Genomic DNA, 14,515 nt, shown 5'->3' with positions numbered 1-14,515 from the left:
CTGGCGTGGGTTGGCTAAAGGGAGCGCGGTTTAGAGCGAACGCAGTTTAGAGCGAGCGCAGCACCGAGACGACCTTGCCCATGATGACGGCGTGGTCGCCCAGGATGGGCTCGTACTGGGTGTTTTGCGGCAACAGCCAGGTGTGGCCGTCGCGCTGGCGGAATGTCTTGACAGTGGCTTCGTCGTCCAGCAGGGCGGCAACGATGTCGCCGTTCACGGCATCACCCTGGCGGCGGACAACCACCCAGTCGCCGTCGCAGATGGCGGCGTCGATCATCGAATCACCGGCCACTTTGAGCATGAAGAGTTCGCCATGGCCCACGAGCTGGCGGGGCAGCGGCATGACGTCCTCCACCACTTGGTCCGCGAGGATCGGCCCGCCGGCGGCGATGCGTCCGACGAACGGCACCATTGCCGTGTCAGTGGCGCTGGCGAGCTCGGTTACCGACAGGCCGCCGACGGCCCGCAAGGGGCTGGACTTCTCGATACCCGATATCGGCGTGGTCCCCTCGTCCAGGGTCAGCGGCATGAGCACTTCCATGGCCCGGGGCCGCTTCGGATCACGCCGCAGGTAGCCGAGCTTTTCCAGTTGGGAGAGCTGGTGGGTCACGCTCGACAGGCTGGCGAGACCGACGGTGTCGCCGATTTCCCGCATGGACGGCGGATAGCCCTTGTCCGTAACGGACCGCTGGATGGTCTCCAGGATTTTCTTTTGCCGGACGGTGAGGCTCTTGGGGGCCCGGGCGGGCTGCGGGCTCCGTGGGGTGGCCCTGCCGCCGGTGGCTTGTGCTGCCATGTTCGCCAACGCCTTTCCGTTCCGCCCGGCTGCCGTGGCTGCTGTCACCGGGAACTTCCGGCCTGAAATGTCAGACCCTGCTGATCAACTACGAATGAACTCCCACGGGAGTTCGAAAGTGGTTGTCCTGTCCCTCAAAAATAGGCCAGCCACAGACCTTTTTCAAACATTTGTTCTAGCGAGTCTCGACATCGTTCGTTAGTAAGTGCTAAAACAGACATAGCAAGATTCGAATATGTGTTCGATTCCGACGATCTGGGTTCGCAAGCGATGTTCGGTTCTATGTTCGAAGGTTCGGCCGGTTGGCGGCGAGTACGTGAGTACGCCGGGCGGCAACTTATGGTCCAGGAGGGCTCAGTTCATGTCAGTTTCAAGCGCGTTTGACGGCACCAACATTCAGGGCGTCACGACCCGCCACCGCGGCAGCTCCCGTCACGGCAACGTGTACCCGCTCAACGCCCGGCGCCGCGGCTCCGCACCGTCGCAGGCGCCGCGAGGAGCCACGGCTGCGGTTTCCGCCGGCCGGACCAAGCAGCCGCCGCTGCGGCTCACCCGGCGCGGACGCTTCGTCTTTTTCGGCGTCCCCCTGATCCTGCTGGCGGCGTTCGTCCTGTCCTTCAGCGGATTCCTCAACGCTCCCGCGAAAGCGGCAGATTCCGCGGACCAGCTCTCGGTGACTCCGACCGTATCCGTCACAGTCCAACCAGGGGAGTCCCTCTGGGCCATTGCCGGGTCGGTGGCTCCGGAGCGCGATCCCCGCGACGTCGTGGCCGACATCGTGCAGCTGAACAATCTGGACGCCGCGCGTGTGATGCCGGGCCAGCAGCTGTTCGTCCCGTCCAAGTAACCACCTCGGGTGCCGTCGCGGGCGTCACAGTTTCAGCGCCCGTCCCGCTACCACTTAAACTGGTCACGTGACTGACCAGCTTGAGCGCCTCAACCGACTGCCCCTCCGAACCAATCTGCGTGGCCTGCGTCCGTATGGCGCGCCGCAGCTGGACGTCCCCATCCTGCTCAACGTCAACGAGAACACCCATGGGGTCCCGGCCGATGTCCGCGCCGCGATCACAGAGGCCGTGAGCGCCGCCGCAGCCGGGCTGAACCGCTATCCGGACCGCGAGTTCACCGAGTTGCGCGAAGCCCTCGCAGAATACCTTGGCCATGGGCTGGGCGCGGAGAACATCTGGGCCGCGAACGGTTCCAACGAGGTCCTTCAGCAAATCCTCCAGGCCTTCGGCGGCCCCGGCCGGACGGCCCTCGGGTTCCCTCCCACGTATTCGATGTACCCGCTGCTGGCCTCCGGCACGGATACGGAATACATCGTCGGGGCCCGCGCGTCAGACTACGGGCTCAGCGCGGAATCGGCGGCACAGCAAGTCCGCGAGCTTCAGCCCAACATTGTCTTCCTCTGCTCCCCGAACAACCCGACCGGAACGGGGCTGGGCCTTGATGTGGTCGAGGCCGTCTATGACGCCGGCGAGGCCAGCCAGACCATCGTGATCGTCGACGAGGCCTACCACGAGTTCGCCCACGACGGCACGCCCAGTGCCCTCACGCTGCTGCCTGGCCGGGAGCGGCTCATTGTCTCGCGCACCATGAGCAAGGCCTTCGCCCTCGCCGGCGCGCGCCTCGGCTACATGGCCGCGGCCCCGGAGGTCGCGGATGCCCTGCGCCTGGTCCGTCTCCCGTACCACCTTTCCGCCATCACCCAGGCCGCGGCCCTGGCTGCCCTGCACCACCGGGAGGCGCTCATGGCGGACGTCGAGGACATCAAGCGCCAGCGCGACCGGATCGTGTCGGAACTGACGCGGCTGGGCCTGACGCCGGCCGCGTCCGATTCCAACTACGTGTTCTTCGGCGGCCTCGAGAACCCCCATGAGGTTTGGCAGCGCATGTTGGAGGCCGGTGTCCTGATCCGCGACGTGGGCATTCCGGGGCACCTTCGCGTCACCGCCGGCACTGAGACGGAAACCACAGCCTTCCTGGAGGCGCTTGAACTCATCCTGGCCGGCTCCGCAAAGCCGCAGGCCTAGACTTGGTGGGGAGCCCGATCGTCCCCGCAGATTGCCCAACACCCTGCCTTCTTCCAAAGGACACATCTACATGAGCAACACCGGATCCACCACCGCCGAGGGCCGGACCGCACGCATGGAACGGACCACCAGTGAGTCCTCGGTCCTGGTCGAGATCAACCTGGACGGCACCGGCGTTTCAGACATCAGCACGTCGGTCCCGTTCTACGACCACATGCTGACGGCCCTCAGCAAGCACTCCCTGATTGACATGACCGTCAAGGCCACCGGCGACACCCACATCGATGTCCACCACACTGTCGAGGACGTGGCGATCACCTTCGGCGAGGTTCTGCGGACCGCCCTGGGCAACAAAGCCGGGATCCGCCGGTTTGGCGAGGCGACCGTTCCCCTCGATGAGGCCCTCGCGCAAGCTGTCGTGGACGTCTCCGGCCGTCCCTACCTGGTCCACGCCGGCGAGCCGGCAGGCCAGGAATACCACCTGATCGGCGGCCACTTTACCGGCTCCCTGACCCGCCACGTCTTCGAGGCGATCACCCTTCACGCCGGGATCTGCCTGCACATGAACGTCACTGCCGGGCGCGACCCCCACCACATCGTCGAGGCCCAGTTCAAAGCCTTTGCCCGTGCCCTGCGCGCAGCCGTCGAGCCGGATCCCCGCGTCGAAGGCATCCCGTCGACAAAGGGTGCTTTGTGACCGGCCCGCTGCTCCGAGACGGGGCCATCATCGACCCAGCCGCCGCGACCAAGCCGGTCTCCCCGGAGGGAAAGCCCACCGTCACGGTGCTGGACTACGGCTCCGGGAATGTCCGATCCGCCGTCCGCGCGCTCGAGCGGGCCGGCGCCGAAGTCATCCTCAGCTCCAAGCCTGAAGATGTCCTCAATGCCGACGGCCTCGTCGTCCCCGGTGTCGGCGCCTTCGAAACCGTCATGCGCGAACTCAAGGCCGTTGACGCCATCCGCATGATCGGCCGCCGAGTCGCCGGAGGCCGCCCCGTGCTGGCCATCTGCGTCGGGCTCCAAGTGCTGTTCGAGGCCGGCGTCGAACACGGCACCGAAGCCGAGGGCATGGGGGAGTGGCCCGGCAAGGTGGAACTGTTGCCTGCCGACGTCGTGCCCCACATGGGCTGGAACACCGTCGCCGTCCCCGAAGGGTCCAGGCTCTTCGCCGGGGTCGAGGGCGAGCGCTTCTACTTCGTGCACTCCTACGGTGTCCAGAAGTGGGACTTCGACGTCATCCAGCCGCGAATGGCTGCACCGCTGGTGACCTGGTCCGACCACGGTGCCCCGTTCATCGCGGCCGTGGAAAACGGCCCGCTGTGTGCCACCCAGTTCCACCCGGAGAAGTCCGGCGACGCCGGCGCCCGGCTGCTGCGCAACTGGGTCCAGGGCCTGCGCCCCGCAGCCCCGGACCGGACCGCAGCCCCGGAAGGGACCGCCTAAATGTGGTCCCTGGTGCTCATGGGCGTGGCCGGCCTGCTGGTTGGCGGCGGGATCTCCTTCCGCCAGCAGAAAAGTCCGCTCTGGGTGCAGATCGTTTTCTACATCCTCGCCGGCATGTCGCTGCTGGCCGCCTACCTCCTGACCCTGCCGGCGTCCTGACCGCCCCCTCCCCACCACCATCCCCAAGCTGAGGACTCCACGATGACCACCGAAACCCCGCTGCCCGTACTCGAGCTCCTGCCCGCCGTCGACGTCGTCAACGGACAGGCCGTCCGGCTCGTACAGGGCGAAGCCGGCAGCGAGACGAGCTACGGCACCCCGCTGGAGGCCGCCCTCAACTGGCAGCAGCAGGGGGCTGAATGGGTGCATCTGGTCGACCTGGACGCCGCGTTCGGGCGCGGTTCCAACGCCGAGCTCCTGCGCGAGGTCGTCGGCCGGCTCGATATCAAGGTGGAGCTCTCCGGCGGCCTGCGCGACGACGAATCCCTTGAGAAGGCCCTCGACCTCGGCGTCGCCCGCGTCAACCTGGGCACGGCGGCACTGGAGAACCCGGAATGGACGGCCCGGGTGATCGAGCGCTTCGGCGACAAGATTGCCGTCGGCCTGGATGTCCGCGGCACCACCCTCGCCGGCCGGGGCTGGACCAAGGAAGGCGGGGACCTCTGGGACGTGCTCGGCCGCCTTGAGGACGCCGGCTGCGCCCGGTACGTCGTGACCGATGTGACCAAGGACGGCACGCTCCAGGGTCCCAACGTCGAACTGCTGCGCCAGATGGTCGAGAAAACGGGCAAGCCGGTGGTCGCCTCCGGCGGCATTTCCAGCCTCGAGGATCTCAAGGTCCTGCGTTCCCTGGTGCCGCTCGGCGTCGAAGGCGCCATCGTCGGCAAGGCCCTCTACAACGGCAACTTCACCCTGCCCGAGGCCCTCGACGTCGCCGGCCGCCGCTAGCGGCGAAGACGCCAATGACGCACACCCACGACGCCCACGACCCGAGTAACCCTCCTGCGGCAGTGCAGGAGGCGACCGGGGCTGGTCCCGTCAGGCAGCTGCCCGGGCACATTGCGGCGGCCCTTGCCGGCGCGGGCGGGGCCACCGACTCCGCCGGCCAACCCTGGGCAGGGCGCAGCCTGTCCGGCGATGACGCCAAGATCCACAATTTCGACGACGACGACGGCACCGCCGACGCCGGCTATCTGGCGGCTTTGTCCAGCCTCGCCGCGGGCACCGGCGACGAGGCGGCCGTGGTGGCCGCGCTGGCCACCGCCCGGGTATTCGTGCCGATTCTCGCCCAGCTCGCCGAAGAAGGCGAGGCCGCGGCCGGCCCCCACGGGGATCCGCTGCACTCGGACAAGCAGGCCGACATGGCCCTGGTGACGCTCAAGGCGCCGGACGGGCGGACGGCCATGCCGGTATTCACCTCGGCGGCGTCACTGACGGCGTGGCACCCGGAGGCCAGGCCGGTCGCCGTGTACGCGGCCCGGGCCGCCTTGTCAGCTGTCGCTGAGGGCGCGGAGTTGCTCGTGCTCGATCCCGGCTCGGAAGTGACGTTCGTGGTCCGCCGGCCGGCAGTCTGGGCCCTCGCCCAGCAGCAGCCCTGGACGCCGTCGTACGCCGATCCCGATCTCGCGGGAGCACTCGGGGAAGGCGCGGTTGGCTTTCCGGCGGTCCGCCGTGTTGAAATTCATCCGGGGGGTGGAGTTGCCTCGGCCACGGCCGATGGCAGGCGGCTCCCCGGTGGGGGAGCCGGCCCGGAACTCCGTGTGGTCCTCTACCTTGAAGACGGTCTCGACGCCGCCGGCGTGCAGTCGATCGTCGCCGGCCTCAACAACGCCTGGGCCCGGAATGAAATCTTTGCCGAGCGGGTTGATTCGATCGAGGTCAAGCTGCAGCGCGCAGCACCATAGCTGACGGCCCAACGGGGGGACCTCCCGGTGCTGCCGCGGCAGTACCAGAAGGATATAGTCCGTGAATTTCGCGCTTTACCGTCAGCTGCTGGCCGTCCGGCCCATCAGGCGCCTCCTGCTGGTCGGCATGATCGCCCGCATACCGCACTCGGCGGCCGGAGTCCTGCTGACCCTGCACATCGTCCTGACCCTCGGCCAGGGCTACGCCGCGGCCGGAGCGGCCGCCGCCGTGATGACGATCGGTATCGCCGTCGGCGCGCCCTGGCGCGGACGCCGGGTCGACACCGTCGGCCTGAGAAAAGCGCTCATTCCGTCCGTGGTCTCCGAGGCCGTGATCTGGTCGATCGTGCCGCACGTGTCGTACGAGGCCCTGCTGCCCCTGGTCTTCATCGGGGGCCTGTTGACCCTGCCCATCTTCAGCGTGGTGCGGCAGTCGCTGGGCGTGCTGGCCCCCGGGGAACAGCGCCGGACTGCCTTTGCGCTCGACGCAATCGCCACCGAGCTGGTCTTCATGATCGGCCCGGCCGTCGGCGCCGTCGTCGCCACCAGCGGCCAGTCCGTCCTGGGCCTGACAGTCGTGGGAGTGGCCACATCCGTCTCCGGGCTCTTCCTCATGTGGTTCAACCCGCCCACCCGGAGTGCTTCCCCGGACGCCGGGCTGGAGGCGCAGGAGCTGGAGTGCGCGGAAGCCGCAGTGGTCGCCGCCGCGCCGGCCCGCCTGCAGGAAGCCGCAGCCGAACTGGCACCCCTGGCGGCCGCCGCCGGGGAGCGCCGCCGGCGGGGCTCCGGCCTGCGCCACAGGGTCATCCACAACTTCAGCTGGTTCACCGCCGCCGTAGCCTCCGTGTTTGCCGTCGGCGCCGGTGCCGGCATGGTCCTCAGCGGCACCGACGTCGGGATCGTCGCGGCGCTCCAGACCGGCGGCCACCAGGCCGAAATCGGCATCGTATTCCTCTTCTGGTGCGCGGCCTCGGTGGTGGGCGGCGTCCTCTACGGTGCCATGCACCGGGCCATTTCCCCGATCCTCCTGCTGCTGGGCATGTCAGCGCTGACGATCCCGATGGCCTTCGCGACCGACGTCTGGACGCTCAGCCTGCTCGCGTTGCTGCCGGGTCTGCTGTGCGCGCCGGTGTTGTCCGCGGCCTCGGAAAAGGTGGCAGAACTGGTGGATGAAAGCCGGCGCGGCGAGGCCATGGGCTGGTACGGGTCATCGCTCACCGGCGGGGTGGCCCTGGGCGCGCCGCTTGCCGGGCTCTTCATCGACCTCGTCGGCCCGTCGGCCGGCTTCGTCTCAGTGGGGTTGGCGGGTGTGGCCCTCTGCCTGGTGGGGCTGGCCCTGCAACAGGTCCGGCGCAGCCGCCTGGCCCGCGTCTGAACGCGGGCCGGCCCCACTGCGCCAATCCGGGCACGCGCCTGGCAGTGCGGACGGGAAACCCGCGAACGGAAAATCGTGCGAGCGGGAAATCCACCGAACGGAAAATAACGACGCCGGCGGGCGGACCTGGGTGGTCCGCACGCCGGCGATGTCCTGGCTGAAGAGTGCTTAGTTGACGGGGCCGGTGTACTTCTCGCCCGGGCCCTTGCCGGGAGCGTCCGGGATGATCGATTCTTCGCGGAAGGCCAGCTGGAGCGAACGGAGTCCGTCGCGCAACGGTCCAGCGTGTTGTGAGCCGATTTCGGGCGCCGCCGCGGTCACCAGACCGGCGAGGGCGGTGATCAGCTTGCGGGCCTCGTCCAGGTCCTTGAGTTCCTGGGCATTTTCCTCGGCGGCGAGGCCGAGCTTTACAGCGGCGGCGCTCATCAGGTGCACGGCGGCCGTGGTGATGACCTCGATCGACGGGACTTCCGAGATGTCGCGGATCTGCTGCGAGACGTCCGCCTGGGCGGCCGCGGGCTCGAAGACGTGGGAATTACTATCTGAAGTGCTCATGCTGGTAAGCTTGTCACAGACCGACTAAATGTCGTTATTCTCAAGCTTTTATAGAATGCAGTTGTTCTGACTGACAGTGCTAGTCACTGAAGTTGGCGCCCGGCGACGCATACGTGCGTTGAGCGGGTGTCTTTCTGTAGAGTTGGCTTTAGTTTGCAAGCGGAGTTCTCTCCCACCCGCGTCAGCCGCGAAACTTCCTTCGGGAAGCCCCTCCTCTCCAGGAGTCAAGGTTGCCGGGTACCTGGTCGGGCACTACCTCGGACTCCGGTCCCCAGGAAGTGCATGTTGCCCCATTGAGGGCGGCAGTTCCGATCTCGAGGCCTTCGATTGCTCCGGCAATTGGGGGCCTTCTCTTTTTGCCGGTGGAATACCCCTCACGAACACAGGAGCTTTAACATTAGCGAGCCAAGAATCAATGAGCGTATCCGCGTCCCCGAGGTGCGGCTGGTCGGCCCTGCAGGCGAACAAGTAGGAATTGTCCGTATTGAGGATGCCCTGCGTTTGGCTGCCGAGTCCGATCTTGATCTCGTTGAAGTTGCACCGCAGGCGAAGCCTCCGGTGTGCAAGCTGATGGACTTCGGCAAGTACAAGTACGAAGCCGCTGTCAAGGCACGCGAGGCCCGGAAGAACCAGACCAACACGGTCCTGAAGGAAATCCGTTTCCGCCTGAAGATCGACACCCACGACTACGAAACGAAGCGCGGCCACGCGCTCCGCTTCCTCGGTGCCGGTGACAAGGTCAAGGCCATGATCCAGTTCCGCGGCCGCGAGCAGCAGCGCCCCGAGATGGGCATCCGCCTGCTCCAGCGCTTCGCCGACGACGTCGCCGAAGTTGGTGTGGTGGAGTCCAGCCCGCGCATCGATGGCCGCAACATGGTCATGGTGGTTGGCCCGCTGAAGAACAAGGCCGAAGCCAAGGCGGAGGCACGCCGCGCAACGCAGCGCGCAGAAGCCAAGGCTGAGAACGAAGCCAAGGCTTCGGGACGCGTCGATGTTTCCGGTGGCAACGCCCCGCTGACCCAGACGCTGTCCGACCTCCTGCCGGAAGGCTACGTCGTATCGTCGGAGGCACCCGCAGCTGAGGCCCCCGCCGAAGAAGCCAAGGTTGAAGAGACCAAGGTTGAAGAAGCCAAGGTTGAAGCGGCTCCGGTCGAAGAGACCAAGGCCGACGTGGCCCCCGCCCAGGACGCGCCGACGGAGGTCGCTCCGAAGGCGGCCGAGGAGCCGGTAGCAGCGAAGGCTCCGGCGGCTCCGAAGGTGGCTGAGAAGCCTGCAGCAGCGAAGGCTCCGGCGGCTCCGAAGGCAGCCGAGAAGCCTGCCGCTGCCAAGGCTCCCGCGGCTCCGAAGGCCGCTCCGGCCCCGGCGGCAGCGAAGGCTCCCGAGGAAAAGGCAGCCGCTCCGGCAGCAGCACCGAAACCGGTTGCCGCTCCGAAGCCGGTACCGAGGCCCGCAGCGCCGAAGCCCGCCGCACGGCCGGCCGCCCCCCGGGCAGCCGCCAAGCCTGGCACCAAGAAGACCAACTAGTTCACGGCTGCCGGACAGCAATGTCCGGCAGCAGACAACCAGCACGCCGCCCGCAGGGGTGGCTGCACGAAAGAGCTGCAGACTTTTCTGCGGATACGTAAGGAGATCGGTTCCCATGCCGAAGATGAAGACCCACAGCGGTGCTAAGAAGCGCTTCAAGCTGACCGGTACCGGCAAGCTGCGCCGCCAGCAGGCCAACCGCCGCCACTACCTCGAGCACAAGTCCTCCCGGCTGACCCGTCGCCTTGCCGGCGACAAGATCGTCTTCAAGGGCGACGCCAAGGTCATCCGGAAGATGCTCGGCATCTAAGTTCCAAGTTCTCTGACTGTTCGCCACCTGGCAGCAGTCAACTACCAAAAAGGCTTCTCAGGCCAGCCGGACCGTTCCGGCAGTAGACGCTTGGGATCAGAAATTTTCTAAGGAGTACGCACGTGGCACGTGTGAAGAGGGCGGTTAACGCCCACAAGAAGCGCCGGGTTATCCTCGAACGCGCAAAGGGTTACCGCGGACAGCGTTCACGCCTGTACCGCAAGGCAAAAGAGCAGCTGCTGCACTCGTTTGTATACAGCTACGGTGACCGCAAGAAGAAGAAGGGCGACTTCCGCCGCCTTTGGATCCAGCGCATCAACGCTGCATCCCGCGCCAACGGCCTGACCTACAACCGCCTGATCCAGGGCCTGAAGGCCGCTGAGGTTGAGGTTGACCGCCGCATGCTGGCCGAGCTGGCCGTTTCCGACGCCAACGCCTTCGCCGCGCTGGTCAAGGTCGCCAAGGACTCGCTGCCTGCCGACACGTCCGCTCCGGCCGTCCAGGCTGAGGCTGCCCCGGCTCCCAAGGCTGCCAAGAAGGCTCCCGCGAAGAAGCCTGCTGCCAAGAAGGCCGCCGACGAGGCTGCAAAGTAGTTCCTCCGGCAGTTGAAAGACTGCCTCGTTCAAGAGCCGGCGGCAATAGCCACTAAGGTTCTTATATGAACGAAACCGGGCGCCCGCAAGACTTTCCACTCTCCAACCCCCGAGCTGATCGGATGAGGAAGGTGGCACAGCTTGCCGGGCGCCCGGCCCGTTTAAAGCGTCGCGAGTTCCTGGCCGAAGGCCCGCAGGCGGTCCGTGAGGCCTTGGTCCTGCACCGGAAGAGGATCGCCGCGGGGGAGCCCGGCATCGTCTATGCGGTGTACGCCACCGAGGCCTGCCTGGACCGCCACCCGGAGCTGGAGCAGCTGGCCGAGGGAACCCACGCGCACCTTGCAACCGACGAAGTGATCGCTGCGATGGCTGACACCGTCACCCCACAGGGCATCGTCGCCGTCTGCGGCTTCCTGGACGTCAGCCTGGAGCACGTGCTCGACGCCGGCCCGCGGCTGATTGCCGTCCTGTGCCAGGTCCGTGACCCCGGCAACGCCGGCACCGTGTTGCGGGCGGCCGACGCCGCCGGCGCCGACGCTGTCATCCTGACCGGCTCGAGCGTGGACATCTACAACCCCAAGGCCGTCCGGTCGACGGCGGGTTCCCTGTTCCATCTGCCGGTTGTACTCGGCGCGGAGGTCGAGGAAGTCGTGGCCCGCTGCCGGGAGCGTGGCGTCGGCGTGCTGGCCGCGGACGGCAAGGGACAGCTGGACCTGGACCGCCTCCAGGACGAGAACGCGGCCCGCCGCCTGGGGGCCTCCGCCGCCGAATCGGTTTATGCCCTGGAACAGCCGACCGCCTGGCTCTTCGGCAACGAGGCCCAAGGCCTGTCCGAGGACGAGATTGCGCTTGCCGACCACCGGGTGGCCGTGCCGGTGTATGGGGAAGCGGAAAGCCTGAACCTCGGCACCGCAGCCACCGTCTGCCTGTACGCCAGCGCCCGCTCCCAGCAAACCCCCTAGATGCCCAGCAGGAAACCGGCGGGTCCGGCAGGAATTCCTGCCCGAAAAAAGCAGGCCAAACGAACGGCGGGGCCCACCGAATGGTGAGCCCCGCCGTCGTGCTGTCACTGCCGCCCCCCACACAAAGTGTGCGGCCAGTGCTTTGAAGAATTAGGTGGTGGTCTTGTTGCGCCCTGTGATGGCGCCGTAGATGAGCGCGGCCGCGAGGCCACCGACGATGGCCAGGAGCCAGGAACCGAGATTCCAGAATTCCATCTTGCCGCCGCCGAACAGCAGGTCCCCGATCCAGCCGCCAACAATTGCGCCAACGACGCCGAGCACGAGGCTGGTAACCCAGCCGCCACCGACCCTGCCGGGCAAGAGTGCCTTGACGATTGCACCCACTATGAGTCCGAGAATGATCCAGCCAAGAAAGCCCATGTCTCCTCCTACATATTTTTCGGCATCCAAATTGTGAATTCCGAATATGGCTTCAAGCTAACATAGGGCGGATTGCTTGTCAGCAGGGGACTGCTCAATCGTTACGTGGCAGCGTTGGTCCCTGCCGCGGTTCGGCGCCGGCCCGGAAACCGGTACGGTATTCCTTGTGGGCGCTGGGTTCTTCCGGTGTTCGCGTACACCCCGGAAGAACCCCATAAGGAGAAGCTCACGTGGCTGCAAATGGCGGTACCAAGGCGATTCTAGCGGCGCTGGCCGCAAACCTGACCATCGCCGTTTTGAAGTTCGTCGCCTACTTTCTGACGCTGTCCTCGTCCATGCTGGCCGAGGCGATTCACTCCCTCGCAGACTCCGGCAACCAGCTGCTGCTCCTGCTCGGCGGCAAACGCGCGAAGCGGGAAGCGAGCCCCGAGCACCCCTTCGGCTACGGCCGCGAGCGTTACATCTACGCCTTCATCGTTTCGATTGTGCTTTTCAGCGTCGGCGGCCTGTTCGCACTGTACGAGGCCTGGGGAAAAATCCAGCACCCGCACGCCATCGAGGGTGACTTCTGGTGGGTGCCGCTGGCCGTCCTGATCGGCGCGATCATTGCCGAGTCCTTCTCGTTCCGGACAGCGATCATCGAATCCAACCCGCTCCGCGGGAAGCAAAGCTGGGTTAAATTCATCCGCAACGCCAAGCAGCCGGAACTCCCGGTCATCCTGCTCGAGGATTTCGGTGCCCTCGTGGGCCTGGTGTTCGCGCTCTTCGGCGTGGGCCTGACGCTCCTGACCGGGAACGGCATCTGGGACGCCCTCGGCACCGCGATGATCGGTCTGCTGCTCGTGGCGATCGCCGTGGTCCTGGCCATGGAAACCAAGTCCCTGCTGCTGGGCGAGTCGGCCACCCGCGATGACGTCGCCAAGATCCGCAGCGCGATCGAGGCCGGCGGCACGAGCATCATTCACCTCAAGACCATGCACCTTGGCCCTGAGGAGCTGCTGGTGGCGGCCAAGATCAGCATCGGCCGCTCGGACTCGGGCCAGGACATTGCCAAGGCAATTGATGACGCGGAGGTTCGGGTCCGCGAAGCCGTCCCGATTGCCCGGGTCATCTACCTGGAGCCGGACGTGCAGCGCGTCAGCGCCCCCTGAGCCGCGCGGCCCATAGGTAGCACAGAGCCCATAGGGAGAACGGCAGCCGCCAGATGGAACGGCAGCCCTTCAACAAAACAGCAGTCCGGTCCAGTGCATCACTGGACCGGACTGCTGTTTTTTGGAGCATTTTGCACGCTGCGGCCTCGGCCTCGGCCGCTGCCGTTGGCTGGGGCTGTTCTGGCGGGGCGGTTCTGCCGTGGCGGCGGGGGTGGCTAGGAGGCCAGCGGCCGCTTGCGTTCCACGGCGCCGCTGAAGGCGGCGACCCCGAGACCCAGCACGGCCAGGACGGCGCCCACGAGCGCGGGGGCGACGTAGCCCCAGCCCCAGGCGATCACCAGGCCGCCCAGGAAGGCACCGAGGGCGTTGGCTACGTTGAGCGCAGCATGGTTCAGCGAGGATGCCAGCGACGGTGCATCAGGGGACGCATCCAGCAGCCTGGTCTGCAGGGCGGGAACGAGCATGGACCCGGCGGCGCCAACGACGAACACCATGACCAGCGCGGACCAGGCCCAGTGGACGCCCACGGCATAAACCACGAGGGCCACCGCCGTGCCGGGCAGCACCCAGTAAATCGTGCCCATGACGGACTTGTCAGCGATCCGGCCGCCGACGATGTTGCCCACCACCATGCCCACGCCGTACAGCGCCACGACCAGCGGCAGCCAGGCCGCCGGGAGGCCGGCGACGGAGGTCATGGTGTGCGCAATGTAGGTGTATGTCGCGAAGAACCCGCCGAAGCCGACGATACCGACCAGGATGGCAAGCCACACCTGCAGCCGCTTGAGCGCGCCGAGCTCCCGGCGGAAGCTGGCATCCGCGTGCGGTTTCTGGAACGGGACGAACTTCCACAGCATGAAGAGCGTAATGATGCCGATCAGGCCCACCAGCAGGAACAGCAGCCGCCACCCGTAGTTCTGGCCCAGCCATGTGGCGAAGGGGACGCCAATGACGTTGGACACCGTCAGCCCGGCCATGACCATCGAAATGGCCCAACCCCGCTTGGTCGGCGCCACCAGGGAGGCGGCAATCACGGCCGCGACCCCGAAGAAGGCGCCGTGGGGGAGTCCTGCGGCGAACCGGGACAGCAGCATTGAGCCGTAGTCCGGGGCGAGGAAGGAACTGAGGTTGGCGATGCTGAAGAAGAGCATGAGCCCGAGGGCCAGATACTTCCGCGGGAGTTTGGCTCCGACCGCGGCCAGCACCGGCGCGCCGATCACGACGCCGAGGGCGTAGGCCGAAATCAGGTGACCTGCCTCGGGCGTGCTGATGTTCAGGCCCTGTTCGATCTCCTTGAGCAGGCCCATCATGGTGAATTCCGTGGTGCCGATGCCAAAGCCGCCCATCGCGAGGGCAATGATTGCCAGGGCGACGTGACGGGTGCCGGTCTTGGACGGCGCCGGGGCGTGTGTGGTGGTTGTCATTCGTCTTTTCGGAGTGATTTTCCGG

At 66.6% G+C, this 14,515-nt stretch carries 17 protein-coding genes; 13 read left to right on the top strand and 4 right to left on the bottom strand.

The annotated features are described in order from the left end of the window. Positions 1 to 46 precede the first annotated feature (46 nt). Entirely contained in the window at positions 47 to 796 is a 750-nt protein-coding gene (lexA, locus tag B5X90_RS06860; protein WP_079551705.1) for a transcriptional repressor LexA, read from the bottom strand. 361 nt (positions 797 to 1,157) lie between these two features. Between lexA and B5X90_RS21575 the strand changes: the two genes are divergently transcribed. The 8 genes from B5X90_RS21575 (at position 1,158) to B5X90_RS06825 (ending at position 7,551) form a co-directional block, all read left to right on the top strand. Continuing rightward, the gene (locus B5X90_RS21575) at positions 1,158 to 1,643 is read left to right on the top strand and encodes a LysM peptidoglycan-binding domain-containing protein (protein ID WP_256860098.1); all 486 of its coding nucleotides are present in this window, start codon (positions 1,158 to 1,160) and stop codon (positions 1,641 to 1,643) included. Between the two features lie 67 nt (positions 1,644 to 1,710). Then, a complete protein-coding gene (locus tag B5X90_RS06850) occupies positions 1,711 to 2,829 on the top strand; it encodes a histidinol-phosphate transaminase (RefSeq protein ID WP_079551300.1) in 1,119 nt (372 codons plus the stop codon). Between the two features lie 70 nt (positions 2,830 to 2,899). Beyond that, entirely contained in the window at positions 2,900 to 3,526 is a 627-nt protein-coding gene (gene hisB / locus B5X90_RS06845; protein WP_026538327.1) for an imidazoleglycerol-phosphate dehydratase HisB, read from the top strand. Beyond that, positions 3,523 to 4,272 carry an imidazole glycerol phosphate synthase subunit HisH gene (hisH, locus tag B5X90_RS06840; protein WP_079551298.1) on the top strand — a complete coding sequence of 250 codons (750 nt, stop codon included), beginning with the start codon at positions 3,523 to 3,525 and terminating at the stop codon, positions 4,270 to 4,272. The genes hisB and hisH overlap by 4 nt, the downstream gene beginning before the upstream one ends. Then, positions 4,273 to 4,431, top strand: a complete 159-nt coding sequence (locus B5X90_RS21240; RefSeq protein ID WP_164468561.1) for a hypothetical protein — start codon at positions 4,273 to 4,275, stop codon at positions 4,429 to 4,431. A gap of 42 nt (positions 4,432 to 4,473) precedes the next feature. Beyond that, the gene (priA, locus tag B5X90_RS06835) at positions 4,474 to 5,220 is read left to right on the top strand and encodes a bifunctional 1-(5-phosphoribosyl)-5-((5-phosphoribosylamino)methylideneamino)imidazole-4-carboxamide isomerase/phosphoribosylanthranilate isomerase PriA (RefSeq protein WP_079551296.1); all 747 of its coding nucleotides are present in this window, start codon (positions 4,474 to 4,476) and stop codon (positions 5,218 to 5,220) included. A 14-nt stretch (positions 5,221 to 5,234) separates the two neighbouring features. Beyond that, positions 5,235 to 6,176 carry an SseB family protein gene (locus B5X90_RS06830; protein WP_256860097.1) on the top strand — a complete coding sequence of 314 codons (942 nt, stop codon included), beginning with the start codon at positions 5,235 to 5,237 and terminating at the stop codon, positions 6,174 to 6,176. 61 nt (positions 6,177 to 6,237) lie between these two features. After that, a complete protein-coding gene (locus B5X90_RS06825; RefSeq protein ID WP_079551294.1) occupies positions 6,238 to 7,551 on the top strand; it encodes an MFS transporter in 1,314 nt (437 codons plus the stop codon). Between the two features lie 168 nt (positions 7,552 to 7,719). Here the strand turns inward: B5X90_RS06825 and B5X90_RS06820 are convergent, their stop codons facing one another. After that, complete coding sequence (locus B5X90_RS06820) at positions 7,720 to 8,106, bottom strand: DUF1844 domain-containing protein (RefSeq protein ID WP_018774440.1); 387 nt, start codon at positions 8,104 to 8,106, stop codon at positions 7,720 to 7,722. Positions 8,107 to 8,544: 438 nt separating this feature from the next. Here B5X90_RS06820 and infC point away from each other — a divergent pair, with 438 nt between their 5' ends. From infC to B5X90_RS06800, 4 genes are all read left to right on the top strand, one after another. Then, positions 8,545 to 9,630 carry a translation initiation factor IF-3 gene (infC, locus tag B5X90_RS06815; RefSeq protein ID WP_372702874.1) on the top strand — a complete coding sequence of 362 codons (1,086 nt, stop codon included), beginning with the start codon at positions 8,545 to 8,547 and terminating at the stop codon, positions 9,628 to 9,630. A 115-nt stretch (positions 9,631 to 9,745) separates the two neighbouring features. Continuing rightward, positions 9,746 to 9,940 carry a 50S ribosomal protein L35 gene (gene rpmI / locus B5X90_RS06810; protein WP_003798720.1) on the top strand — a complete coding sequence of 65 codons (195 nt, stop codon included), beginning with the start codon at positions 9,746 to 9,748 and terminating at the stop codon, positions 9,938 to 9,940. 122 nt (positions 9,941 to 10,062) lie between these two features. Continuing rightward, complete coding sequence (rplT, locus tag B5X90_RS06805) at positions 10,063 to 10,533, top strand: 50S ribosomal protein L20 (protein WP_028277244.1); 471 nt, start codon at positions 10,063 to 10,065, stop codon at positions 10,531 to 10,533. 65 nt (positions 10,534 to 10,598) lie between these two features. Next, a complete protein-coding gene (locus B5X90_RS06800; RefSeq protein WP_079551290.1) occupies positions 10,599 to 11,495 on the top strand; it encodes a TrmH family RNA methyltransferase in 897 nt (298 codons plus the stop codon). A gap of 150 nt (positions 11,496 to 11,645) precedes the next feature. Here the strand turns inward: B5X90_RS06800 and B5X90_RS06795 are convergent, their stop codons facing one another. Continuing rightward, on the bottom strand, positions 11,646 to 11,915 hold the full coding sequence (locus tag B5X90_RS06795; protein WP_028277246.1) for a GlsB/YeaQ/YmgE family stress response membrane protein: 270 nt from the start codon (positions 11,913 to 11,915) through the stop codon (positions 11,646 to 11,648). A 230-nt stretch (positions 11,916 to 12,145) separates the two neighbouring features. On the opposite strand from B5X90_RS06795, the gene B5X90_RS06790 reads away from it, so the two are divergent. Further along, positions 12,146 to 13,066: a cation diffusion facilitator family transporter gene (locus B5X90_RS06790; RefSeq protein ID WP_079551287.1), complete on the top strand. Its 921-nt coding sequence runs from the start codon at positions 12,146 to 12,148 to the stop codon at positions 13,064 to 13,066. A 215-nt stretch (positions 13,067 to 13,281) separates the two neighbouring features. On the opposite strand, the gene B5X90_RS06785 is transcribed toward B5X90_RS06790, so the two are convergent. After that, a complete protein-coding gene (locus B5X90_RS06785; protein ID WP_079551285.1) occupies positions 13,282 to 14,490 on the bottom strand; it encodes an MFS transporter in 1,209 nt (402 codons plus the stop codon). Positions 14,491 to 14,515: the final 25 nt, after the last annotated feature.

Origin of the sequence: Arthrobacter sp. 49Tsu3.1M3, from assembly GCF_900168135.1 — a bacterium.
Lineage (GTDB): Bacteria > Actinomycetota > Actinomycetes > Actinomycetales > Micrococcaceae > Arthrobacter.
This window is presented reverse-complemented; position numbering and strand designations above follow the sequence as displayed.

Excerpts from the sequence above, each read along its gene's own strand:
- lexA (WP_079551705.1), bottom strand. The coding sequence starts at position 796 with ATGGCAGCACAAGCCACCGGCGGCAGGGCCACCCCACGGAGCCCGCAG.
- B5X90_RS21575 (WP_256860098.1), top strand. The coding sequence starts at position 1,158 with ATGTCAGTTTCAAGCGCGTTTGACGGCACCAACATTCAGGGCGTCACG.
- hisB (WP_026538327.1), top strand. The coding sequence starts at position 2,900 with ATGAGCAACACCGGATCCACCACCGCCGAGGGCCGGACCGCACGCATG.
- B5X90_RS21240 (WP_164468561.1), top strand. The coding sequence starts at position 4,273 with ATGTGGTCCCTGGTGCTCATGGGCGTGGCCGGCCTGCTGGTTGGCGGC.
- priA (WP_079551296.1), top strand. The coding sequence starts at position 4,474 with ATGACCACCGAAACCCCGCTGCCCGTACTCGAGCTCCTGCCCGCCGTC.
- B5X90_RS06830 (WP_256860097.1), top strand. The coding sequence starts at position 5,235 with ATGACGCACACCCACGACGCCCACGACCCGAGTAACCCTCCTGCGGCA.
- B5X90_RS06820 (WP_018774440.1), bottom strand. The coding sequence starts at position 8,106 with ATGAGCACTTCAGATAGTAATTCCCACGTCTTCGAGCCCGCGGCCGCC.
- rpmI (WP_003798720.1), top strand. The coding sequence starts at position 9,746 with ATGCCGAAGATGAAGACCCACAGCGGTGCTAAGAAGCGCTTCAAGCTG.
- B5X90_RS06800 (WP_079551290.1), top strand. The coding sequence starts at position 10,599 with ATGAACGAAACCGGGCGCCCGCAAGACTTTCCACTCTCCAACCCCCGA.
- B5X90_RS06795 (WP_028277246.1), bottom strand. The coding sequence starts at position 11,915 with ATGGGCTTTCTTGGCTGGATCATTCTCGGACTCATAGTGGGTGCAATC.
- B5X90_RS06785 (WP_079551285.1), bottom strand. The coding sequence starts at position 14,490 with ATGACAACCACCACACACGCCCCGGCGCCGTCCAAGACCGGCACCCGT.